This is a genomic window from Qipengyuania psychrotolerans (genome assembly GCF_019711355.1).
Taxonomy (GTDB): Bacteria; Pseudomonadota; Alphaproteobacteria; order Sphingomonadales; family Sphingomonadaceae; genus Qipengyuania; species Qipengyuania psychrotolerans.
Genome location: NZ_CP081297.1, coordinates 897,515 through 921,088, shown reverse-complemented (window position 1 = coordinate 921,088; position 23,574 = coordinate 897,515). Strand labels below are relative to the sequence as shown.

Annotated in this window: 20 protein-coding genes, 2 tRNA genes and 1 other RNA gene; 13 read left to right on the top strand and 10 right to left on the bottom strand. The window is 60.9% G+C overall.

All coding sequences use genetic code 11. The features are described 5' to 3' along the window. Positions 1-97: 97 nt before the first annotated feature. On the top strand, positions 98-856 hold the full coding sequence (locus K3166_RS04545) for a flavodoxin family protein (protein WP_221423495.1): 759 nt from the start codon (positions 98-100) through the stop codon (positions 854-856). Here the strand turns inward: K3166_RS04545 and K3166_RS04540 are convergent. From K3166_RS04540 to tkt, 3 genes are read right to left on the bottom strand one after another with little or no spacing between them, the layout of a single operon-like run. Beyond that, the gene (locus K3166_RS04540; RefSeq protein ID WP_221423494.1) at positions 853-2,052 is read right to left on the bottom strand and encodes a phosphoglycerate kinase; all 1,200 of its coding nucleotides are present in this window, start codon (positions 2,050-2,052) and stop codon (positions 853-855) included. The genes K3166_RS04545 and K3166_RS04540 overlap by 4 nt on opposite strands. A 10-nt stretch (positions 2,053-2,062) precedes the next feature. After that, positions 2,063-3,070, bottom strand: coding sequence for a type I glyceraldehyde-3-phosphate dehydrogenase (gene gap / locus K3166_RS04535; RefSeq protein ID WP_221423493.1), 1,008 nt, complete (start codon positions 3,068-3,070; stop codon positions 2,063-2,065). Positions 3,071-3,085: 15 nt separating this feature from the next. Next, on the bottom strand, positions 3,086-5,065 hold the full coding sequence (gene tkt, locus K3166_RS04530; protein ID WP_221423492.1) for a transketolase: 1,980 nt from the start codon (positions 5,063-5,065) through the stop codon (positions 3,086-3,088). A 176-nt stretch (positions 5,066-5,241) separates the two neighbouring features. On the opposite strand from tkt, the gene K3166_RS04525 reads away from it, so the two are divergent. The 6 genes from K3166_RS04525 to K3166_RS04505 all read left to right on the top strand — a co-directional run bounded on the left by K3166_RS04525 (position 5,242) and on the right by K3166_RS04505 (position 8,290). Further along, positions 5,242-5,433, top strand: a complete 192-nt coding sequence (locus K3166_RS04525) for a hypothetical protein (protein WP_221423491.1) — start codon at positions 5,242-5,244, stop codon at positions 5,431-5,433. Then, complete coding sequence (locus tag K3166_RS04520) at positions 5,430-5,771, top strand: cell division protein ZapA (RefSeq protein ID WP_221423490.1); 342 nt, start codon at positions 5,430-5,432, stop codon at positions 5,769-5,771. Before K3166_RS04525 ends, K3166_RS04520 begins: the two co-directional genes overlap by 4 nt. Before the next feature lie 10 nt (positions 5,772-5,781). Continuing rightward, a non-coding RNA gene (gene ssrS, locus K3166_RS13555) (6S RNA) lies at positions 5,782-5,949 on the top strand. 29 nt (positions 5,950-5,978) lie between these two features. Then, a complete protein-coding gene (locus tag K3166_RS04515) occupies positions 5,979-6,560 on the top strand; it encodes a 5-formyltetrahydrofolate cyclo-ligase (protein ID WP_221423489.1) in 582 nt (193 codons plus the stop codon). Continuing rightward, positions 6,557-6,790: a DUF2842 domain-containing protein gene (locus tag K3166_RS04510; RefSeq protein WP_221423488.1), complete on the top strand. Its 234-nt coding sequence runs from the start codon at positions 6,557-6,559 to the stop codon at positions 6,788-6,790. Before K3166_RS04515 ends, K3166_RS04510 begins: the two co-directional genes overlap by 4 nt. Before the next feature lie 48 nt (positions 6,791-6,838). After that, positions 6,839-8,290: an MFS transporter gene (locus K3166_RS04505; protein ID WP_247714730.1), complete on the top strand. Its 1,452-nt coding sequence runs from the start codon at positions 6,839-6,841 to the stop codon at positions 8,288-8,290. Positions 8,291-8,361: 71 nt separating this feature from the next. On the opposite strand, the gene K3166_RS04500 is transcribed toward K3166_RS04505, so the two are convergent. The 5 genes from K3166_RS04500 to thyA all read right to left on the bottom strand — a co-directional run bounded on the left by K3166_RS04500 (position 8,362) and on the right by thyA (position 13,419). Beyond that, positions 8,362-8,438, bottom strand: a tRNA-Asp gene (locus K3166_RS04500). A gap of 305 nt (positions 8,439-8,743) precedes the next feature. Continuing rightward, positions 8,744-10,039 carry a dihydrolipoamide acetyltransferase family protein gene (locus tag K3166_RS04495; protein WP_221423487.1) on the bottom strand — a complete coding sequence of 432 codons (1,296 nt, stop codon included), beginning with the start codon at positions 10,037-10,039 and terminating at the stop codon, positions 8,744-8,746. Positions 10,040-10,043: 4 nt separating this feature from the next. Next, positions 10,044-11,102: an alpha-ketoacid dehydrogenase subunit beta gene (locus tag K3166_RS04490; protein ID WP_221423486.1), complete on the bottom strand. Its 1,059-nt coding sequence runs from the start codon at positions 11,100-11,102 to the stop codon at positions 10,044-10,046. Then, the gene (locus K3166_RS04485) at positions 11,099-12,415 is read right to left on the bottom strand and encodes a 3-methyl-2-oxobutanoate dehydrogenase (2-methylpropanoyl-transferring) subunit alpha (RefSeq protein WP_221423485.1); all 1,317 of its coding nucleotides are present in this window, start codon (positions 12,413-12,415) and stop codon (positions 11,099-11,101) included. The genes K3166_RS04490 and K3166_RS04485 overlap by 4 nt, the downstream gene beginning before the upstream one ends. A gap of 77 nt (positions 12,416-12,492) precedes the next feature. Then, positions 12,493-13,419, bottom strand: coding sequence for a thymidylate synthase (gene thyA / locus K3166_RS04480; RefSeq protein WP_221423484.1), 927 nt, complete (start codon positions 13,417-13,419; stop codon positions 12,493-12,495). Between the two features lie 118 nt (positions 13,420-13,537). Between thyA and K3166_RS04475 the strand changes: the two genes are divergently transcribed. The 4 genes from K3166_RS04475 (at position 13,538) to K3166_RS04460 (ending at position 16,293) form a co-directional block, all read left to right on the top strand. Beyond that, positions 13,538-13,614 (top strand) — tRNA-Pro (locus tag K3166_RS04475). Positions 13,615-13,695: 81 nt separating this feature from the next. Continuing rightward, positions 13,696-14,169: a low molecular weight protein-tyrosine-phosphatase gene (locus K3166_RS04470; protein ID WP_221423483.1), complete on the top strand. Its 474-nt coding sequence runs from the start codon at positions 13,696-13,698 to the stop codon at positions 14,167-14,169. After that, the gene (locus K3166_RS04465) at positions 14,162-15,493 is read left to right on the top strand and encodes an ABC1 kinase family protein (RefSeq protein WP_221423482.1); all 1,332 of its coding nucleotides are present in this window, start codon (positions 14,162-14,164) and stop codon (positions 15,491-15,493) included. The genes K3166_RS04470 and K3166_RS04465 overlap by 8 nt, the downstream gene beginning before the upstream one ends. Continuing rightward, a complete protein-coding gene (locus tag K3166_RS04460) occupies positions 15,490-16,293 on the top strand; it encodes a fructosamine kinase family protein (protein WP_221423481.1) in 804 nt (267 codons plus the stop codon). The genes K3166_RS04465 and K3166_RS04460 overlap by 4 nt, the downstream gene beginning before the upstream one ends. On the opposite strand, the gene recG is transcribed toward K3166_RS04460, so the two are convergent. Further along, positions 16,290-18,353: an ATP-dependent DNA helicase RecG gene (gene recG, locus K3166_RS04455; protein WP_221423480.1), complete on the bottom strand. Its 2,064-nt coding sequence runs from the start codon at positions 18,351-18,353 to the stop codon at positions 16,290-16,292. The genes K3166_RS04460 and recG overlap by 4 nt on opposite strands. A gap of 57 nt (positions 18,354-18,410) precedes the next feature. Here recG and K3166_RS04450 point away from each other — a divergent pair, with 57 nt between their 5' ends. Next, positions 18,411-18,689 (top strand): FAD assembly factor SdhE, encoded by a 279-nt coding sequence (locus tag K3166_RS04450; protein WP_221423479.1) that lies wholly within the window; start codon positions 18,411-18,413, stop codon positions 18,687-18,689. A gap of 55 nt (positions 18,690-18,744) precedes the next feature. After that, complete coding sequence (gene mfd, locus K3166_RS04445) at positions 18,745-22,230, top strand: transcription-repair coupling factor (protein WP_221423478.1); 3,486 nt, start codon at positions 18,745-18,747, stop codon at positions 22,228-22,230. Here the strand turns inward: mfd and K3166_RS04440 are convergent. Continuing rightward, the gene (locus K3166_RS04440; protein WP_247714729.1) at positions 22,227-23,522 is read right to left on the bottom strand and encodes a bifunctional diguanylate cyclase/phosphodiesterase; all 1,296 of its coding nucleotides are present in this window, start codon (positions 23,520-23,522) and stop codon (positions 22,227-22,229) included. The two genes, mfd and K3166_RS04440, sit on opposite strands and share 4 nt — an antisense overlap. Positions 23,523-23,574: the final 52 nt, after the last annotated feature.

Genomic DNA, 23,574 nt, shown 5'->3' with positions numbered 1-23,574 from the left:
TCGTATGCGCCGCCCATACAAAGCGTGCCGAACTGCTGCAACCGCCCAGACCGTAACTTTACCACTACTCATTCGTATGAGTTGCAAAGGAGAGACTATGCTGGACGAAACCCAAGCCCGTTTGTGTGACGAGAACACGACCGATTTTTCGGACCTCAAGGCTCTCACGATCAATTGTACGCTCAAGCGATCACCCGAGGGCTCGCATACGGACAAGCTGCTCGGTGTCGTCGAAACAATCCTTGTGAGGAACAATGTCGCTCTGGAACAGGTGCGGCTGGTCGATCACGACATCGCTCCGGGCGTGTATCCCGACATGACTGACCACGGCGCGGAGAAGGACGATTGGCCCGAAATCTGGAAAAAGGTTCAGGTGGCCGATGTCCTGATAATCGGTACGCCAATCTGGCTGGGCGAAAAATCCAGCGTGTGCCAGCGCCTCATCGAACGCCTTTACGCCCATTCGGGTCAGCGCAACGAACAGGGCCAGTACATCTTCTACGGCAAGACCGGCGGCTGCATCGTGACCGGAAACGAGGATGGCATCAAGCACGTCGGTATGGGCGTACTCTATTCTCTGCAGCACGTCGGCTATACCATCCCTCCGCAAGCCGATGCGGGCTGGATTGGCGAAGCCGGACCCGGCCCCAGCTACGGCGATGAGAAGGAAGACGGCAGCGGCCGCGTCGGCTTCGACAACGACTTCACCAGACGCAACACGACCTTCATGACGTGGAACCTGATGCACATGGCACGCATGCTGAAGGACGCCGGCGGCATTCCCGCACACGGCAACTCGGTCGATTTATGGAACAAGGGGCACCGTTTCGATGCCCCCAATCCCGAATATCGTTAGGATTTAAGCGCCGCCACGCCGGGCAGATCCTTGCCTTCCATCCACTCCAAGAAGGCGCCGCCAGCCGTGGATACGAAGGTGAAATCATCCTTCACACCGGCATGAGCCAACGCAGCAACGGTGTCGCCTCCGCCTGCGACCGAGGTGAGCGTCCCGCTTTCGGTGAGCGCGGCTGCGGTCTTTGCGAGAGCCACGGTCGCGGTATCAAACGGTTCTGTCTCGAAAGCACCCAGCGGGCCGTTCCATACCAAGGTGCGGCAAGTCTTGAGCACATCGCCCAAGGCCTCGACCGCCTGGGGGCCGATATCGAGGATCATCTCGTCCGCTGCGACTTCGTGCACGTTGCAGGTGCGCAGCGAAGGCGGGTTTGCCGCAAACTCCTTGGAGACCACTACGTCATAAGGCAGGTGCACGGTGCAACCGGCGTGATCGGCGGTGTCCATGATCTTGTTCGCCGTGTCGGTCAGCTCGTGTTCGCAAAGCGACTTGCCCACATCGACCCCGCGCGCGGCAAGGAAGGTGTTGGCCATACCGCCGCCGATGATCAGATGCTGCACCTTGCCCACTAGGTTTTCGAGGACATCCAGCTTGCTGGAGACCTTGGCCCCGCCCACGACCGCAGCGACCGGCGTTTCCGGATTACCAAGAGCCGCATCGAGCGCCTTGAGTTCCGCTTCCATCGCGCGGCCGGCATAAGCTGGAAGCAGGTGGGCCAGTCCCTCCGTGGTGGCATGTGCGCGGTGCGCGGCCGAGAAGGCATCGTTGACATAGAAGTCGCCGTGAGCGGCAATCGCCTTGGCAAATTCGGGATCGTTGGCTTCTTCGCCAGGCCAGAAGCGAACATTATCCAGCAGGCCGATGTCGCCATTGCCGAGAATGCCGATCGACTGTTCGACCACGGGTCCCGAAAGTTCGGGGATGAACATGATCTCGCGGTCCAGCACCCGCTCGACATCGCCCTGCACCATGCTGGTGCTCATGGTCGAATAGCGTTGCCCATTAGGGCGGCCGAAATGCGCGAGCAGCAGGACCTTGGCACCCTTGTCGGCCAATTCGAGGATCGTCGGCTTGGCCGCCTCGACACGGGTAACATCGCTGGCACGACCTTCCTGCATCGGCAGGTTGAGATCGACGCGCACCAGCGCGACCTTGCCTGTGATATCACCAAGGTCGTCCAGGGTCCTGAAATTGCTCATGTAAATTTCCTTAGAGGAACTTCGCCATGACTCCGGCGGTGTCGATCATGCGATTGGAGAAACCCCATTCGTTATCGTACCACGAAACCACGCGGCAAAGCTTGCCTTCCATCACGCTGGTTTCGAGGCTGTCGATGGTCGAGCTGGCCGGATAGTGGTTGAAGTCCGACGATACGAGCGGCTGGTCGGTGTAATCGAGCACGCCCTTCATCGGGCCGTCGGCAGCAGCCTTCAGCGCGGAATTCAGTTCTTCGACGCTGGTGTCGCGGCCCGGCGTGAAGACCAGGTCGACGAGGCTGACGTTCGGCGTGGGTACACGGACCGAGCTGCCGTCGAGCTTGCCGGCCAGTTCGGGCAGGACAAGGCCGACCGCGCGGGCTGCGCCGGTTGTGGTCGGGATCATGTTCTGTGCGCCGCCGCGTGCACGGCGCATGTCGCTGTGCATCTGGTCGAGCATACGCTGGTCGTTGGTGTAGCTGTGGATCGTGGTCATGAAACCACGCTCGATACCGACCGTGTCGTGCAGCACCTTGGCCATCGGCGAAAGGCAGTTGGTCGTGCAGCTCGCGTTGGAGACGATCACGTCTTCGTCAGTCAGCACGTCGTGGTTGACGCCGTAAACGATGGTCGCCGAGACGCCCTTGGCCGGAGCCGAGATCAGCACGCGCTTCGCTCCGGCATCGAGATGTGGGCGGCAAGCTTCGTCGGACTGGAAAAAGCCGGTGCATTCGAGGACGATGTCTACGCCCTGCTCGCCGTGCGGCAGATTGCCGGGCTCGCGTTCGCTGGTGACGGCAATCGACTTGCCGTTCACGATGATGGCATTGTCGCCCACTTCCACCGTGCCGGGGAAGCGGCCGTGGGTGGAATCGTACTGGAACAGCAAAGCGTTCGACTTGGTGTCCGCCAGATCGTTGATGCTGACCAGTTCCAGATCGTGATCGTCACGCTCCAGAATTGCGCGCGCCACCAAGCGACCGATACGTCCGAAACCGTTGATTGCAACCTTGGTCGCCATAAGAAGAGCTCCTGCTTAGCCGTTCAATTTGTTCATGATTTGCGGAACGATTGCGTCCGCGGTGATGCCGAATTTTTCGAACAGATCGCTTGCCGGTGCCGAAGCTCCGAAGCGGTCGATGCCGATGTTGATGCCGTTCTCGCCAGTGTAGCGTTCCCAGCCGAATGTCGTGCCTGCTTCTATGCTCACACGCAGAGTATGAGCGGGGATGGTCTTGGCCTTGTACGCCGCATCCTGCTCGTCGAACAGCTTCGTGCAGACCATGGACGTGACACTCGCGCCCACGCCCTGCTTCTCGAGCTGTTCGGCGCATTCCAGCGCAACATGCACTTCCGAGCCTGACGCGACGAGCGTGACCTGGTGGCCATTACCGGCTTTTTTCAGGCAATATGCACCCTTGGACACCATGTCGGTTTCGTCCGGAGCATTGCGCAGTTGCGGCAGGTTCTGGCGACTTAACGCGAGGACCGTCGGACGGTCCTTCTGGCGCAGCGCAAACTCCCAGCATTCTGCGGTTTCAACCACGTCCGCTGGGCGCATGACCAAGAGGTTCGGGATCATGCGCAGGCTTTGCACATGCTCGATCGGCTGGTGCGTCGGGCCATCTTCGCCAAGCCCAATGCTGTCATGGGTCATGACATAGATCACGCGCGCCTGCTGCAAGGCCGAAAGGCGGATCGCGCCGCGGCAATAGTCGGTGAACACTAGGAACGTGCCGCCGTACGGAATAATGCCGCCGTGCAGCGCCATGCCGTTCATCGCGGCGGCCATGCCGAATTCACGGATGCCGTAATAGATATAGCGGCCCGAATAATCGTCGGCCGTGAACGGACCGATGCCGCCCGCCTTGGTATTGTTGGAACCGGTAAGATCCGCACTGCCGCCGATGGTTTCAGCGAGCTTGTGGTTGATCTGTTCGAGCGCCATCTCGCTCGCCTTGCGGGTCGCGACCTTCTGAGGCTCGGCCATCAGCTTCTGGATGTAGCCATCAAGACTGAAGTTTGCAGGCAGATCGCCAGCCATGCGGCGCTGAAATTCCTTACGGTCGGCGCTTGCGTTGAGGCGGTCCTGCCATTCGTCGCGGGCAGTGGCCTGCGCTGCTGCGCCGGCGCGCCAGTCGGCATAAACCTGTTCAGGAATTTCAAACGGCTTCGCATCCCAGCCCAGCAACTCGCGTGCAGCCGAGATCTCGTCATCGCCCAGCGGTGCGCCGTGGGTTGCGCTGGTGCCCTGCTTGGAAGGCGCGCCCTTACCGATGACGGTGCGGCACGCGATCAGCGACGGACGCTCGTCCGCCCGAGCCTCGTCCAAAGCGCGGCGGATATCGTCGAAATCGTGGCCGTCGCAGCTGACGACGTGCCAGCCGGTCGCTTCGTAGCGGGCCTTGATGTCTTCGCTCGTCGACAGGTCGGTCGAACCGTCGATCGTGATGTTGTTGTCGTCCCACAGGACATTCATCCGGCCTAGCTTGAGGTGACCGGCAAGCCCGATGGCTTCGTGGTTGATGCCTTCCATGAGGCAGCCGTCACCGGCAATCACCCATGTCTTGTGATCGACCAGCGCGTTGCCGAATGTCGCGTTGAGCTGGCGCTCTGCAACCGCCATGCCCACTGCCATCGCAAGTCCCTGGCCCAGCGGGCCAGTGGTGCATTCAACACCGGGAAGGAGGAAGTTTTCCGGATGTCCTGCACACGGACTGCCAAGCTGGCGGAAGTTGCGAATGTCATCCATCGTCGGCTGTTCGTAGCCGGAAAGGTGCAGCAAGCTGTAGATCAGCATCGACCCATGACCTGCGGACAGCACGAACCGGTCGCGGTCAGCCCAGTCGGGTGCCTTGGGGTCGTGACGGAGATATTCGGTCCACAGCACGGTCGCAGCGTCGGCCATGCCCATCGGCATTCCGGGATGCCCCGAGTTTGCCGCCTGCACCGCATCCATGGAAAGAGCCCTGATGGCATTGGCCATCTGGACCATGCGGGCAGTGTCGATTGTCATGCTGGGTATCTCCGCGAAAGGGGTCGATTCGACGCGCGCAGACCCATCGCCAAGGGCGGCGGCAAGGTCAAGGCGGAGCGGCAAAGCATTTCCGCTGCCGAACTCTTAGGGCAAGTTATCAACAGCGCGCAGCAAACCTTTGCACCGCTTGGCCAATCTTGGTAATTCACCGGGTTATGAGTGAAGCGCGCATCGCATCGGCTGTCGACAGGATCGAAAAAGCCTTGGCCCGTATCGAAACGCAGGCCGCCTTGTCGCGTCATTCGGGGCCAAGCTCCGCGCTTGCCCAGAAGCACGAGAATCTGCGTGAACAGGTATCCGAAAGCCTCGCCGAACTCGACAATCTGATTGCAGGACTGGACCGATGAGTGAGGTAAGAGTCACCGTTGGCGACCGCAAATATACCGTTGCCTGCGGCGATGGACAGGAAGAGCGGATCGAATTTCTCGCTGGCCTGGTGGACGACAAGCTGACCGCGATGGGCGGCAACCTCACCAGCAACGAAGCCAAGAACCTGCTTTTTGCATCACTGATGCTTGCCGACGAAGTAGACGAAGCCCGCAGCAAACCTGCCCCCAGCCCGGAACCTGCTGCCTCCGCGCAGCCCCAGATTGACAACAGCGCCATCGCTGCCCGGCTGGAACGTTTGGCAACCGCATTCGAAAACGCAGCATCTGCACTTGAGGGCGGGCCTGCGGCACCCTAAGTAGGGGGCGGCGGGACTGCCCGGCACGAGCCGCATGAATATCCCTGAGGCTATAAGCAAATCTAGGGAGCTGTCCCTACCGGGTTGGCGGGTTTGTCCTGGCAATCTGGATATACGGCGCCCACCTGACGTGAACGCGTCAGAGGATTTTCCGGTAACGACCCATGGTGGTTCCGCCACTACCTGACTGGTTGGAGTAGCAATTCGGTGTCCGAAAAAACCAAGCAGGAATTGCGCCAAGCGCTGCGCACCGCACGCCGCGAGGCGGTGACCGCCCTTCCTGAAAGTATGCGCGCTCTGGTGTTCCACCGGCCGCCCGCTCCTTTGCTGGAACTGGTGCCGCTGGGCACGGTGATCGGTCTGTATCACGCCAATCCACACGAAGCGCCGCCCGCTTCTTATGCAAAATTCTTTTTCGAGCGCGGACACACGCTTGCATTGCCCCGGTTCGAAAACCGCAATTCCGCGATGCAGTTCGCGCATTTTGGCGATCCGTTCGAGGAAAGCGACCTGGAAACCGGTCCTTTCGAGCTGATGCAGCCGGCAGAAGATGCCGAGATCTGTACGCCGGACATCCTGTTTGTGCCGCTGGTTGGCTTCACCGAATCAGGACAGCGACTGGGCCAGGGTGGCGGTCACTACGACCGCTGGCTGGAAGCCAACCCGGAAACATTCGCCATCGGCCTTGGCTGGGATGGCCAGCTGGTCGACGCGATTCCGGCCGAGCCTCATGACCGCAACCTCCATGCCGTGGTCACTCCCACACGCCTTTACGGACCTTTCGCATGAGAGAAGAACCCACCTGGCGCATCCCGGTCGGCCTGATCGGCTTGCTGCTGGCGTTGCTCGTCTATGGGATCTTGATCGCGCGCTACCTTCCCGAACTGATTGGCGGCTGGCACGCATTGGTGCAGACGGTGATCTACCTGGTCCTCGGCCTGATCTGGCTGCTGCCGCTGCGCCGGTTCCTGATCTGGATGGAAACCGGAAGCTGGTCGCCGCCTCCCAAGGACGATTGACCTGAAGCCCCACGGCTCTACCCTCCCCTGATCGGCGGGAGAGGCCAATTGACAATCGATGCTGCGGCGAATGGCAATCCAGTCGCTGAAGAAGAGAAATTACCCCTGTGGCTCAAACTGGCCCACGGGTCCGGCGCTGCCGCCTTCGGCATCAAGAACAACGGCTTCGATTATTTCCTCCTGCTGTTTTACGGCACTGTCATCGGGCTGGAGCCGGGGCTTGTCGGGCTCGCCATCCTGATTGCGCTGGTGTTCGACGCATTGTCCGATCCGCTGGTCGGTTACTGGTCCGACAATCTGCGATCACGCTGGGGGCGCAGGCATCCCTTCATGTACGCTGCGGCTATTCCGGTCGCATTGAGCTATTTCTTGCTGTGGAACCCGCCGGAACTGAGCCAGGCGGGGCTGTTCCTGTACCTTACCGGTCTCGCGATCCTGATCCGCACCTTCATTACCTTTTACGAAACGCCCAGTTCGGCGCTGATTCCGGAACTCACTTCCGAATACGAAGAACGCACGAGCCTGCAATCCTACCGGCTGTTCTTCGGCTGGACCTTCGGCAGCCTGATGAGTGTCATCATGTTTGGCGCGCTCCTGACCGGACCCAAAGGACTGCTCGATCAAGATGCCTATGCGACTTACGGAGTCATCGGCAGCACGCTGATCTTTGTCGCGATCATGGTCTCTGCCGTGGGCACCCACAGCCGCATCCCGCACCTGCATCGTCCTGTAACCACCGGCGAACGGTACAGCGTGGGGCGGATTTTTCGTGAAATGATTGAAACGCTTAGCGAGCGCAGCTTCATTGCCCTGTTTTTCGCGACCGTGCTGTTTGCCATCGCCTCGGGACTGGCGGCATCACTCAACTACCTGCTGCTGACCTATTTCTGGGAGTTCACGCCTTTCGAGATATTCCTCTGGACCTGCACCGTCGTGATTTCCGCCCTGCTGGGCTTCCTGTTGGCGCCGTGGACCGTGCGCAAGGTGGGGAAGAAACGGGGCACGATTATCCTGGGCGTGCTGGCCTTTACCATCCAGCCAGCTCCCGTCCTGCTCAGGCTGGTGGGCATGATGCCTGAAAATGGCGATCCGCTGCTGTTCCCGCTGGTGGTGGGCATCAACGTGATCGATCTTGCCCTGATCATTGCCGTGCAGGCGGTGTCCTATTCGATGATCGCCGATCTGGTGGAAGCGAATCAGGTGAAGACCGGACGCAGATCGGAAGGCGTCTATTATGCCGCCATGACCTTCACGCGTAAGACCACGCAGGGGCTCGGGGTGCTGACTGCCGGGATCATCCTGTCGGGCATCGGTTTCCCTGACGGAGCAGAGCCGGGCACGGTGGATCCGGACACGGTGTGGCAACTTGGCGCATTCTACGCGCCATCATTGCTTGCCCTCTACCTGGGCGCGCTATTCTTCGTCACCCGGTACAAGATCGACAAGGACGGGCACGAAGCCAACCTGAAGCGTCTGCGCGAAGGTGCGGCCAGCCAATAAGGATCGCCCATAACGAAAAACCGGGGCCGAAGCCCCGGTTTCGCATCCGTCATAAAGAAGAATGTCCCAAGTGGCGCGAGTGACGGGACTCGAACCCGCGACCCTCGGCGTGACAGGCCGATACTCTAACCAACTGAGCTACACCCGCGCATCTAGGCGCTGTGCCTCTTGGGAGCCGCGCATCTAGGCGGCGGTCCGATTCCTGTCAATGCGCTTTTCGTCCCTTTTTTCGGTTTGTTTTCCGATACTCGCTTTTACCCGAATTTAACCAGTCGAGCGCGAGTGTGGCTGACGCATTTCCACGTGGGGCAACGGGGGAAGTTGCATGTTGCAGACGGTATTACTCGCCGCATCGCTCGCACTGCTGGGAAGCGGTGCGATCGCGGCCAAATCAGCGATCGATATCCAGTACGGATGCTATGAAGCGCCCGCACGGTAACAAGCTGACAGGGATCAGTTGACGAGTATCAGTGCTGGCGTTTCCAGAAGCTGCTTCAGCGCCTGGACGAAGCTGGCCGCATCATAGCCATCCACCACCCGGTGATCGCAGCTGATCGATATATTCATCAGCTTACGCTTCTCGATCCGTTCTCCGCCCATGCCATCTGACACGTACATCGGACGTTCGATAATCCGGTTGGGGCCAATGATGGCGACTTGCGGGCGATTGATTACCGGAGTGGTTGCGACGCCTCCTAGAGGGCCGAGCGAAGTGACGGTCAGTGTGCCATCCTCCATCTCTTCCTTCTTGGCCGTGCCATTGCGGGCAGCCTCGGCAAGCCTGCCGATTTCATTGGCGAGTTGCCACAGGTTCATGCCCTGCGCATTCTTGATCACCGGCACCATCAGTCCGGCATCGGTCTGCGCGGCCATGCCCATGTTTACAGCGCCGAAGCGCGTGACCACACCCGCCTCGTCATCATAGCGCGCGTTGATCATCGGGAAATCGGGCAGCGTCTTGCAGATTGCCGTGATCAGGAGCGGAAGGATGGTAAGCTTCGGCTTGTCACCGCGATTGGTGTTGAGCTGTCCGCGCAGCACTTCGAGATCGGTAACATCGACTTCTTCAACATAGGAAAAATGCGGGATGTTGCGCTTCGAGGCGGCCATGTTCTCGGCAATACGGCGGCGCATGCCGATGACCTTCTTCTCCTCGTCCGCACGCGCCGGTGCAGCCGGGGAATAGCCTGAAGTGTATGACAGGAACTGGTCGAGATCGCCGTGACGGATGCGTCCGTCTTCGGCAGGCTTCACCTGCCCCAGATCGACGCCCAGATCCTTGGCGCGCTTGCGCACGGCGGGCGTAGCCAGGACCTTGGCTGCGTGCGAGGGTTCCGGCGCCGGAGTGGGCGCCGGCAGCGGTTCCGGCTGTGGATCGGCAGCCAAGGCATCGTCGGCATCGCTGGCGTCCGATGTTTCGACCTCAATGCGCTCTTCGACTTCTTTCGCCTTTGGGGCGGGAGCCGCAGCCGTCTCGCTGTCCTCGGCAACGTCGTCAGGCACTTCTCCATCGACTTCGATCACGACCAGCATCGATCCGATCGAGACCATATCGCCTTCGACGCCGGCGACTTCGATGATCTTGCCATTGACCGGGCTTTCCATCGGAACGGTTGCCTTGTCGGTCATCATGTCGACGAATTCTTCGTCTTCCTGGACGGTATCGCCGACTTTCTTGTGCCACTGGACGATCTCGGCCTCGGCGATGCCTTCGCCGATGTCGGGCATATTGAAGGTGAACTTGGTCATCGCGTTACTCGCTCAGGATCTTGTCGAGGGCCTCGCCGATACGGATAGGGCCGGGGAAATAGGCCCATTCGAGACTGTGGGGATAGGGTGTGTCGAAACCGGTCACGCGTTCGATCGGGGCTTCGAGATGATAAAAACAGCGTTCCGTCACGAGCGCCGAAAGCTCCGCACCGAAACCGGCCGTGCGCGTCGCTTCGTGGACGATCAGGCAGCGGCCCGTCTTCTTCACGCTTTCTTCGATGGCTTCGATGTCGAGCGGCACGATGGTGCGAAGGTCGAGGATGTCGGCTTCGACACCCTTTTCCGCGCAGACCGCCTCGACCACGTGGACCATGGTGCCATAGGCCAAAATTGTCAGCTCTTCGCCTTCGGTCGCAAGCCGCGCCTTGCCCAGCGGGATTTTGTAGTAACCCTCTGGCACGATGCTCGCTTCGAATTTCTTCCACGGCTGCACCGGCTTGTCGTAATAGCCGGAAAACGGGCCGTTATAGATGCGCTTGGGTTCGAAGAAGATCACTGGATCATTGTCTTCGATACACGAAATCAGCAGCCCCTTGGCGTCATAGGGTGTTGCCGGAATCACCGTCTTGAGGCCGGATACATGAGCGAAGATCGCTTCCGGGCTCTGGCTGTGGGTTTGGCCGCCAAAGATGCCGCCGCCAAAAGGCGAGCGGACGGTCATTGGCGCGATGTATTCGCCGGCTGAACGATACCGCAAACGCGCAGCTTCCGAGATCAGCTGGTCGAGACCGGGATAGATATAATCCGCGAACTGGATTTCAGGCACTGGGCGAAGGCCGTAAGCCCCCATGCCCACTGCGGCGGCGATGATGCCGCACTCCGAAATTGGCGTGTCGAAAACGCGGCTCTTGCCGTATTTTTCCTGGAGCCCGGCAGTGCAGCGGAAAACACCGCCGAAATAGCCAACGTCCTCGCCCATGATAACGATATCGTCATCGCGGCTCATGGTGATGTCGAGGGCTTCGTTGATCGCCTCGATCATGTTGATACGGCGTTCTGTGCCCTGCTCCGGCGCAGCGGTTTCCTTTACCTCGGTGCTCATAGGTCGAGCCCTCCCGGAAATTTCGTCTCGCGCTCGCGGATCGCCTGTTCGCTCTGTTCCTTGAGGTGCCATGGCAGCTCTTCGAACACATCTTCGAACATGGTGCGGAACGGGTGGTGCAGGCCGTGGCCAAGGATGCCGTTGGCTTCTGCTTCCTTGGTGACTTTCTTGACGTGCTCCGCTGCCTCGAGATCCATCTTTTCCTGACGTTCCTCGTCCCATTCGCCCAGTTCGATGAGATGGTTTTTCAGGCGCATGACGGGATCGCCGAGCGGCCATTCCTCGCGTTCCTGTGCGCTGCGATAACCGCTCGGATCATCGGAGGTCGAATGCCCTTCTGCGCGGTAGGAGAAAAATTCGATCAGCGTCGGGCCGGCATTGGCGCGGGCGCGGTTGGCAGCCCAAAGCTCTGCCGCATAACAGGCGAGCGGATCGTTGCCGTCGACGCGCAGCGAGGCGATGCCGTAGCCGACCCCGCGCGCAGCAAAGGTCGACCGCTCTGCTCCGGCAAATCCGCTGAAGCTGGAAATCGCCCACTGGTTGTTCACTACGTTGAGGATGACCGGCGCGTTGTAGACGGCTGCAAACAGGCACGCGGAATGGAAATCACCCTCTGCGGTGCTGCCCTCGCCGACCCAGGTTGCCGCGATCCGGCTGTCGCCCTTGATCGCTGACGCCATGGCCCAGCCAACGGCCTGCGGTGTCTGCGTGGCGAGGTTACCGGAGATCGAGAAGAAGCTGTGCTCGCGGCTGGAATACATGATCGGCAGCTGGCGGCCCTTCAGCTTGTCACCCTTGTTCGAATAAATCTGGTTGATCATCTCGATCATGGGATAGCCGCGCTGGATCAGGATACCTTGCTGGCGGTAGCTGGGGAAAACCATATCATCGGCCGCCAGCGCCATCGAAGCGGACACGCTGGTTGCCTCTTCGCCGGTGCATTTCATGTAAAAGCTGGTCTTGCCCTGCCGCTGACCGCGGAACATGCGCTCGTCAAAGGCGCGCGTCATGGCCATGTGGCCCAGCATTGTGCGCAGCGTTTCAGGATCAAGCTTCGGGTCCCAGGGACCATGCGCCTTGTTGTCTTCGCCCAGCACACGCACGAGGCCAAATGCAAGGTCCTGCATCTGATGCGGATCGCATGCCTCGTCTGGCCGCGCCTGCGCGCCGGCCTCGGGCACATCGATATGGGAGAAGTCGACCGTATCACCCGGCCGGAACTTGGGTTCGGGGACGTGCAGCGATAGGGCCGGACGGTTATCGCCCGCCTTGCCGGCTGCCCGATCACCCTCGGAAGGGGGCCTGTCGGCCATAAACTCTCTCCAGACGCAATCTTACGCTTGCGCGTTATTTTATTTCACGCAGGCGAAACGGTCAAGTGAGGGCCGGATCAAACCGCGACGGGCGCCTTGATGGGCCCGTGCGGCGTGTAGTCCTGAACCGCGAAATCCTCAATGCGATAGTCGAAGATAGAGGCCGGACGCCGCAGAATCTCAAACGTCGGATGGCCCTGGGGTTCCCGTGAAAGCTGTTCTTCCACAAGGTGTTCATGGTTGAGATACAGGTGCGTATCACCGCCCATCCACACAAATTCGCCCGCTTCCAGTCCCGCTTGCTCTGCCAGCATCCTTTGCAGGAGCGCAGCCGACCAGAGATTGAACGGCAGCCCCAGCGCGACATCGCAGCTGCGCTGATAAAGCAGTCCGTTCAACCGACCCTCGGAGACATGGAACTGGTAGGTCTTGTGACACGGCGGCAATGCCATCGAATCGAGTTCGGCAACATTCCAGCCCTCGATAATGTGACGCCGGCTTCCGGGATTATTCTTCAGCGATTCGACCAATTCAGCAATCTGGTTGATGCCCTGCCCTTGCCTGAATGACCCGTCCGCCTGTTTTTCATAGGTCGGCCAATCGACCCATTGCTTACCGTATACGGGGCCAAGATCGCCCCATGTTGCCGCGAATGCTTCATCGTCGGCAATGCGCTGGACAAAGTCATCCAGCGCAATTTCATCACCCGTTTCCTTCACGTAGCGCGCGTGCGGCCACTCGTTCCAGATCTTCACGCCCTGCTGGACCAGCGGGCGGATATTGGTGTCGCCGGTCAGGAACCACAGCATCTCGCGCGTGGCGGTTTTCCAGTAGACGCGCTTGGTCGTGATGAGCGGCATCGAGCCGCCCGCCAGATCAAAGCGCAACATGGCGCCAAAGACCGAGCGCGTACCGATTCCCGTCCGGTCGCGGCGTTCATCGCCTTCGCGCCAGATACGGCGCATGAGGTCGAGATATTGCTGTTCGTAATGCTGGTGTGACACGCTTGGTCCCCTATCCCTATTTTCCGCCAAATGCCCGCTTGCACGCTCCGCAATCCACACCTATAGGGCGCGCCTTGCTTCGCACCCGTAGCGTTTATTCACTGCGGGCCGATCCGGTCGGGGAGTAGCTCAGCCTGGTAGAGCACTGTCTTCGGGAGGCAGGGGCCGGAGGTTCGAATCCTCTCTCCCCGACCAATTTCGGTGTGCCTGCGTGATCGCAGCGCACATTCTCAACATTTGTTTGAAACCCCAGCGCGCCTGCCTCGTTCAAGGCGCATGGCATCTCATTCCGTTTTGTTCGTCTGTCTCGGCAATATCTGCCGGTCACCGCTGGCCGAGGCCGCTTTTCGCCGCGAGGCAGAGGCTGCTGGTCTCGACGTGGAAGTCGATAGCGCCGGGACTGCAGACTATCATGTCGGCCGTCCGCCGGATCCGCGCAGTGTCGAACAGGCCAGCAGCGCCGGCATAGATATTTCGCACTATCGCGGCCGTCAGCTTACGCAAGATGACTTCCACCGCTTCGACTTCATCCTCGGGATGGACCGTTCGAACATGCAGGACATTGCCTTGCGCGATCCGGGCGACGGCAAGGCCAGAACGGCCATGCTGCTCGACATCGTACCCGGCCAGGAAGGGCGCGAAGTCGGCGATCCTTATTATGGCGGCGCTGACGGGTTCGGCGTGACCTGGAACGAGGTCGATGCAGGCGCAAAAGCATTGGTTGCGATACTGATCTCAGACAATGCCTGATGACGACAAGCGCCGCGCGCGCTCCGTTCCTTCTTCCCGGATTGGCAGGCTTGCAGGCTTCGGCGGCCTTGCCAGCGGCATGGTCGCAGGTGCGCTGGGCGAAGGCGCGCGCAGGCTGGCAGCAGGCGAGCGGCCCAGCATGGACCAGATGCTGCTGACACCCGGCAACGCAAAACGCGTCGCCGACCGCCTGGCCCACATGCGGGGGGCGGCGATGAAGCTGGGTCAGATGATTTCGATGGACGCAGGCGATGTCCTGCCGCCCGAACTGTCCGCCATTCTGTCACGTCTGCGCGAACAGGCCGATTTCATGCCTCCCCGCCAGCTCGACAAGGTCTTGGCGGAGCAGTGGGACAAGGACTGGCGCCGGCAGTTCCGCCGGTTCGAGCCGCGACCGATTGCCGCCGCATCGATCGGTCAGGTTCACAAGGCGCTGACCCGCGACGAGCGTCATCTGGCGATCAAGGTCCAGTATCCCGGCGTGGCACAGAGCATTGAATCCGATGTCGATAATGTCGCCGGCTTGCTTCGCATGACCGGCTTGCTCCCCCAAGAACTCGACATTGGCCCCATGCTGGCTGCGGCCAAGGAACAGCTGCGCGAGGAGGCGGATTACGAGCGCGAAGGCCGCATGATGCAATGCTATGCCGAGCTGCTGAAGGACGATGATCGCTTCGTCATTCCCGAGCTCCATCCCGACCTGACACGGCCGCATATCCTCGCGATGAGTTTCGAGGAAGGTCGCCCGATCGAAGCACTTGCCGAAGAACCGCAGGAAGTGCGCGACAGGATCTTTTCCAACATGATCGAACTCGTGGGGCGCGAGCTGTTCGACTTCGGCTTCATGCAGACGGATCCCAACTTCGCCAATTACCGCTACCGCGCGGATACCGGGCAGATCGTGCTGCTGGATTTCGGTGCAGCCAGAACGGTGGCTCCGAAAGTCGCCGCCCATTATCGCAGCTTGCTGGAAGCGGGTCTTGCCCAGGACCGCGACAGAGTCCGCGAAGAAGCGATTGCCGCCGGGTTTATCGCTCCTCAGGCGGTAGAGCGTCACCCGGACCGCATCAACCGCGCCATCGATATCGTGGTGACCGAGATTGCGCGCGATGACCGGCTCGACTTCGGCGACCGCGCCTTCGTGGCGGAAATACGTGACGAGGTCATGCCCATCGCGAAGGACAAGGCAAGCTGGCACCTGCCCCCTCCCGAAACGCTGTTTGTCCAGCGCAAGGTGAGCGGAACAGCACTGCTTGGCGCCAAACTTGGCGCACGGGTTGATGTACGCGGGATCGTGTCACGGATTTTGACGGAGACTGCGTGAGCGATCTGGCGACAGCGATCGAAACAATCTGCGGGTCTCGCGTCTCCCGGTTTTATCGGTTTCCTGGCGGAAATATTTCGGGTGCGGCCCGTGTGGTACTCGAGGATGGCCGCACTGTGGTCGCGAAAACTGGTCCGGTTGTCGACGTAGAAGCCGGGATGCTGCGCGAACTCGAACGCGCTTCCACGCCTTCACCCAAGGTCCTGGGAATAGAAGATCAGGTTCTCGTGATCGAAGATCTACCCACTTCGGGAAGTCTGACGGATGCGTGGGATAGTCTTGCCGAAGCACTGCACGGGCTGCGCGGCCTGAGTGGCGAGAAGTATGGTTGGCACCAGAACTACGCACTGCGCCACGTGACCGTCGAGAATACGCATTGTTTAAACTGGGCAGAATTCTGGGCCGAGCGACGGCTGCGTTGCCACGTGCCGCACCTCGAGACCATCCTCGGGTCGCGGGTCACGCAGTTAGCGGATGCAATGCCAGGCATCCTCCCATCCCATCCGCAGGCGGTGTTCGTGCACGGAGATTTATGGGGTGGAAACATACTGGCCGACGGCGGCAAGATCAGCGGTCTGATCGACCCTTGCGCGTATTATGGTCATGATGAAGTCGATGCTGCATCGCTGACCGTATTCGACGATCCCCCGGACCGCTTCTTCGATGCGCTGGAATTGGGTCACGGTTGGCGTGAACGTCAACCTGCCTACCGGCTATGGATGTGGCTGCTTCACGTGCGCCTGTTCGGTGACAGCTATCGGCCCGCAGTGGAACGCGAACTGGATGCGCTGGGTTTCTAGCCCCCGCGCAAAGTCTTCACGCCGAAATCCCGTTCGAACAGATAGAGCAGCGTTCGCGCAGCCTCTCCGCGCTTGCCTTCAAGGCCGCCGTCACGCTCCATCAAAAGGCGCGCATCATCATGCGCCATGGGCAAAAGTTCCGTGATTTGCTCGAAGCTGGCAATGGTGAACGGTGTATCGCCCGACTGGCGCGTGCCGAGCAGCTCGCCTCCACCCCGCAGTCGAAGGTCTTCTTCGGCGAGCAGGAAGCCATCCTGTGTCTCGCGCATCAGGGACAGCCGCTTTTGCGCCGTTTCGGAAAGCGTCTCCCCGTGGAGGAGGACACAAAAGGATTTCTGGCTTCCCCGGCCAACACGCCCGCGCAGCTGGTGGAGCTGCGCCAGACCAAAGCGTTCTGCCTGTTCGATGACCATCAGCGTGGCGTTAGGAACGTCCACACCGACTTCGATGACGGTGGTCGCAACCAGCAGCTTTGCCTGTCCGCTGGCGAACCTTTGCATCGCTGCGTCCTTAAGCTCCGGCGTAAGCTGGCCGTGGACCATGACAACATCATCGCCGAACCGTTCTTTTAAGGAAGCATAGCGAGCTTCGGCGGCGGCAATATCCTCGGGCCCATCCATTTCGCGGACCATGGGACAAACCCAGTAAGCCTGCCGTCCCTCCGAAATTTGCGCTGCCAGCCGCTCTACCAGTGCAGGCAGCTTGTCTTGGCCCATAACGACCGTATCGATCGATTGCCTGCCGGGCGGCAATTCATCCAGCTTGCTCACGTCGAGCTCGCCGTATTGTGCCAGAGTCAGGGTGCGCGGGATCGGGGTTGCGGTCATGGCGAGCACGTGCGGGGCGCGTTTGCCCTTACTAGCCAGCATAAGCCGCTGCCCTACACCAAATCGGTGCTGTTCGTCGATCACCACCATCGCGAGGTTTCGGTAGGCAACCTTCTCCTGGAAAATTGCGTGAGTGCCCACGATTATATCGATGCTGCCGTCGAGCATTCCCATCAGCGTGGCTTCGCGCACCTTGCCCTTGTCGCGCCCGGTCAGCAGCGCGACCTGCGCACCGGTCGGTTCTGCCATCCGGCGCAGGCTTTCATAATGCTGTCGGGCCAAAATTTCGGTCGGGGCGAGCAGCGCCGCCTGTGCGCCGGCTTCCACCGCAATCAGCATCGCTTCCAGAGCAACCACTGTCTTGCCCGCGCCAACATCGCCTTGAAGCAGGCGCAGCATCGGAGCTTCTTGCGCCATGTCGCCTTCGATCTCGGCAATCGAACGCTTTTGCGCGCCCGTCAGCGGGAACGGCAGCTCCAGCTTGCCGCGGTAGCTGCCATTGCCGACCAGCGGCTGGCCCTTGCGTTTGCGATTGTCCGCCCGAACCAGCATCAGCGCGAGGCTGTTGGCGAGCAGTTCGTCATAGGCCAAGCGGTCGCGTGCGGCCTTGTGCTCTCCCTTGTGAGCAAGCTGCATCGCATCGCGCCAGGCTGGCCAATCTTCTTTCGCGACCTGTGTCGGCTCGATCCACTCGGGTAGCTCTGGGCACCGCGCGAGCGCCTGCGTCACCAACCCTGCAATCCTGGGCTGCGTCAGCCCTTCCGACAATCGGTAGACCGGCTCGCACAATCTCTGGAGCGTGTCGCCGCCTTCTTCCACAATGTGATCGGGATGGACGATCTGGAGCATGTCGCCATACCGCTCCAGTTTCCCCGCGACCCACCGCGTTTCGCCCACCGGAAGCTGTTTCTTCGCTGTGTAGGACGCGCGCCCGAAATAGGTGATGGTGAGTACGTTGCCGATGCTGTCCTGCGCCAAAACCTGGTACGGAGCGCGCGGTGAACGGCCACCGCGATGTTCGGTCACGGTCAGGCGTACGACGATGTTTTCACCCTCGCCCGCCTCGTCGATTGTCTCGACCGCACGGCGCGAAACGAAGCGCTCGGGCAGGTGATAGGCAACATCCCTGATGCGGGTCAGCCCTAGCTTGCCCAGAGGTTTCTTCAGCTTCGGCCCCACGCCTTCCAGCGTGTCGGTTTCGGCAAACAGGGGGTTGAGCACGTCGGGCCGCATAGTGAGATGCGCTATAGCTGCTTGCGCGCATTTGGCGAGTGCCCTACCCGCCCATTCATGCCTGAATTACTCACTTTCGATGGCCGCAAGCAGCGCGCCCGCTTCCGTGCCTGGCACCGCGGCACCCGCGAGGCCGACTACATGATCGGCGGTTTCTACGATCGCTACCACGAAGGCTGGGGCGCTGAAGAACTGGCCTGGTTCGAGGCACTGCTCGAAGAAGACGATGTCGATGTCATGGCCTGGGCGCTCAAGACACAGCCCACTCCGCCGCGCTTCCAGGGGGCGCTGATGGAGAAGATGCAGGAACTCGACTACGTCGATATTCCTCGCTGAGGCCGCAATAGTGCGTTGACGGGAACACGCGGCGCGCTATCGCGCTGTCCCTTCAATGCCCGATCTCTCCCGTATCCTCAAAGCAAGCCAGCCGCTGACGCTGGCACAAGTCGCCCGCGGCGCCCAGCCGATGGTCATGGCGGACCTCGCGCGCGCCAGCACCGGACGCGCGGTTTTCATCGCGCCGGACGATGCGGCCATGCGCGCAATCACCGACGCCGCGCATTTTTTCGCGCCCGAGCTGGAGGTCATCGAATTTCCGGCATGGGATTCGCTTCCCTATGACCGCGCAAGTCCGGCCCTGTCTATCAGTGCAAAACGCCTCGCTGCGCTGCACCGCCTCCAGACCGGCAAAGCCAAGGCGCAGTTGGTCGTTACCACGGCCAACGCCGTCCTTCAGCGCGTCCTCACACCATTCCGAATTCGCGAAAGCGTGCGCGAATTCAAACCCGGAACCGAGATTGGGCGCGAAAGCCTTGCGGCACTGCTCCAGCGGCAGGGCTACAGCCGAACCGATACCGTGATCGACAAGGGTGAATATGCCATCCGCGGCTCGATCGTGGACGTATTCCCGAGCGGTATGGACGAGGCGCTGCGGCTCGACTTCTTTGGCGACGAGCTGGAGAGCCTGCGCAGTTTCGATCCCAACACCCAGATGAGCACCGGGCGGCTGCAATCACACCTGCTCCTGCCCGCCAGCGAAGCGCTGCTGGACGAAGATAGCATCAAGCGTTTCCGCAGCCGATACCGCGAAATGTTCGGCGCGAACGCGACGCAGGACCCGCTGTACGAAGCAGTCAGCGAAGGGCGCAGACTGGCAGGGATGGAACATTGGCTTCCCCTGTTCGAGGAGCGTCTGACCACGATTTTCGATCATCTTGGCGATGATGATCTCGTGGTCATCGACCAGGCATCGCTCGCTGCGGCGGAAGAGCGTATCGGTGATGTGTCCGATTATTACGAACAGCGCACGGCAACCACCGGTCAGGCCAAGGGCAATTACCGCCCGCTCAAGCCCGACACGCTGTTCCTGACGGAAACCGAATTCAAATCCGCGCTCGCAAAAGCCCCTGCGCACCGCGCGACACCGTTTGACGAGCCGGAGAGCGATACCGTCATCGCCTTCGGTTTTCGTTCCGGCCGCGATTTCGCCCCCGAGCGTGCGCGCGGCGACAATGTCTACCCGGTGCTTGCCGATCACCTCAAGGCGCTGGGTAAATCGGGCAAACGTCCACTGCTGGCAGCCTATTCCGCCGGCAGCCGCGCCCGTATCGCATCGATTCTCGAGGAAGCTGGCCAACCAGTCGCGCTGGCCGATACCTGGCAGGAAGCGCTCGGCCTGTCTGCCAAGGGCAAACCGGCGGCCATGGTGCTGCCGCTCGAAGCCAGTTTCGCCAATGACGAGATGGAGCTGCTCACCGAGCAGGATATCCTTGGCGACCGGCTCGTCCGCCGCAAGAAAAAGCGCAAGGATGCCGACGCTTTCCTTGCCGAGTTGCAGGCGCTCAGCGTTGGCGATCTGATCGTCCATACCGAACACGGCATTGGCAAATACCTCGGCCTGGAACCCATCGCGGTAGGCAAGTCGAAGCATGACTGCGTGCAGCTTGAATATCGCGGCGGCGACAAGCTGTTTATCCCTGTCGAAAATATCGACGTTCTCAGCCGCTATGGCTCATCGGAAGACTTGGTCCAGCTGGACCGGCTCGGCGGCGAAGCATGGCAGAAGCGCCGCGCTCGCCTGAAGGAACGCATCCGCGAAATCGCGGGCGAACTGACGCTGGTGGCCGCGCAGCGCGCGCTCAAGAAAGCGCCCGTGCTGGAGGTTGAGGAAGGCCCGTACAACCAGTTCCTCGACCGCTTCCCTTGGGAAGAAACCGACGATCAGGAACGCGCCATTGCCGATGTCCTGTCCGATCTGGAAAGCGGCAAACCGATGGACCGCCTCGTCTGCGGCGACGTCGGCTTCGGCAAGACCGAAGTGGCTCTGCGAGCGGCGTTTGTCGCGGCCATGAACGGCCAGCAAGTCGCGGTTGTCGCGCCGACTACCTTGCTCGCTCGCCAGCATTTCCAGAACTTCAGCGAACGCTTTCACGGGTTCCCCCTGAAGATCGGGCGTCTGTCGCGCCTCGTCTCGAGCAAGGAGATGAAGGAAACGCGCGAAGGCCTTGAGAAAGGCGATATCGACATCGTCGTCGGTACCCATGCAATCCTTTCGAAGAACACCAAGTTCAAGGACCTTGGCCTGGTCATTGTCGACGAGGAACAGCGCTTCGGCGTCACGCATAAGGAAAAGCTGAAACAGCTGCGCGCCGATGTGCATATGCTGACGCTGACCGCCACGCCCATCCCGCGCACATTGCAGATGGCGATGACTGGCCTGCGCGAACTATCGACCATCCAGACCCCGCCTGTCGACCGGCTCGCCGTGCGGACTTATGTCATGGAGTGGGACGATATGGTGATGCGCGAAGCACTGCTGCGCGAACACCACCGCGGCGGGCAAAGCTTCATCGTCGTGCCGCGCATTTCCGATATGGAAGCGGTGTCTGACTGGCTCCACGAACACGTGCCCGAGGTGAAGTTCATTGCAGCCCACGGCCAGATGTCCGCCGGCGAAATCGAAGAACGCATGAGCGCGTTCTACGAAGGCAAATACGAGGTCTTGCTGGCCACGACCATCGTCGAGAGCGGGCTCGACCTTCCAAGCGCGAATACGATTATCATCCACCGTGCCGACATCTTCGGCCTTGCCCAGCTGTACCAGCTGCGCGGACGGGTCGGCCGCGCCAAGCTGCGCGCCTATGCCTACCTCACCTACGAAAAAGACACCCAGCTGTCCGAGGTCGCGGAAAAGCGCCTTAAGGTGCTCGGCGACCTCGATAGTCTTGGAGCAGGCTTCCAGCTCGCCAGCCACGATCTCGATATTCGCGGTGCAGGTAACCTCTTGGGCGACGAGCAATCTGGCCATATCCGCGAAGTTGGGTTCGAGCTTTACCAATCGATGCTGGAGGACGCCATTCTGGCAGCCAAGGCCGGCGAACTTGGTCTTGAACCCAGGCGCGAAACGGTCAGCCCGCAGATTACGGTAGATGCTCCGATCATGGTTCCGGAAGAATACGTCCCCGACCTCGCTGTGCGCATGGCGCTGTATCGCCGCCTCAACGATGCCGAAAACCAGGGCGAGATCGAGGCTTTGGCAGCCGAAATGATCGACCGCTTCGGCCCCCTACCTTCGGCGACGGAAAATCTCATCCGCCTGATCCAGATCAAGCTGCAGGCGATCGAGGCGAATATCGCCAAGATCGATGTCGGCGCGGCAGGAACGCTTGTTACCTTCCATCAGGATGATTTCGCCGACGGACCCGGCCTGATCGCTTATGTCGACAGGCTCAAAGGCACCGCCAAGCTGCGTCCCGACATGAAGCTGGTCATCAGCCGTGCCTGGAATTCTCCCGAGAGCCGTCTCAACGGCCTGTTCCAGCTAACGAAGGGCTTGTCGTCGATCGCCCGCAAGGCGAAAAAGCGCGACGCTGCCTAGGCTTGGACGAGACTAAGGAAATCCGCCGCCTGCATCGGCTTTGACCGCAGGAAGCCTTGGTAGTACTCGCACCCTTCCGCGGCGCAGAAATCGCGTTGCTCGGCCGATTCCACGCCTTCCACCAAGACGCTTAGCCCAAGCGCACGGGCCATACCCATAATAGCGCGAAAAACCGCCTGGTCGCGTTCGTCATCAATGACGCCTTCGACCATCGAACGGTCCAGCTTGATGCAGTCGAGCGGCAGCACCTTCAGATAGCGAAAATTGCAGAAGCCCGCGCCGAAATCATCGAGTGCGACGCGGCAATCGAGCATCTTGAGCTGGTCGAGGACGCTGCTGACCCGGTCGAGATCGCCTAGCAGGACCTGCTCCACGATTTCCAACGTAACCCGGTCCATCGGGAAGCCGATACGCTCGGACAATCGGGCAAACTCCAGCGCGAAGTTTTCGACGGCGAGGTCGGCTGGCGTAATGTTGAGAGAGAGCCGCAGATCGCCGGGCCAGTGCATCGCGCCTTCCAGTGCCCGCTGTGCGATATGGCGGGACAAATGCGCGACATGATCCGCCCGTTCGGCGATCTGGAACAACGAAGCGGCACCCATGCGGCCAACCACCGGATGATGCCAGCGCGCCAGCGCCTCCGCCCCGATCAGCCGGTCATCCTCGAGAGAATATTGCGGCTGGTAGAGTATTTCGATTTCGTCGCGGTCAATCGCGGCGAGCAGATCGGCCTCCAGCTCGTGATTGGACCGTTTCCCGGCGGCGATGATGCCGCTCGACCAGGCGATACGGGATCCTGCCGCCTGCCGGGTGCGTGCCGCGACGTCGGACAGCCGGTCAAGCATCGTGTCGGCATCGTCGTTCTCGCTCGCCCGCATCAAGGCAAGGCGCGGCCACAGGCGCAGGTTCGCGCCGCCTTCAGGATTGGCAATCGGGCACGCAATCGCATCCGCCAAGGCCTCAGCCAGCCATTGCCAGCGCTCCCGGCTGCATTCCTCGCGCGCCAGCAACATGAAGTTACCGCCGTTGAGGCGTGCGGCTAGCCACACACCGCTCTCAAGTTCGTCGGCGGCAAAATGACCGATGCGCTGGGCAATTTCGACCAAGGCCACGTCGCCAGCACTTTCGCCGAATGCCACGTTTACGGTGTCGATCCGGCCAATCGTCACAAGCATTGCGTGAATGGGGCAAGTACCCTCGCGTCCCGGCCAGTCATTCTGCCACTGCGCAACCGTTCGGCGCAATTGCGCCGGGTCGGCCAAGCCGGTCAGAATGTCTTTGGTTTCGTCCATGTCCGTACCGATAGCGTGACCCATGAGGATTGCTTATCCCCACTCTCTGGAA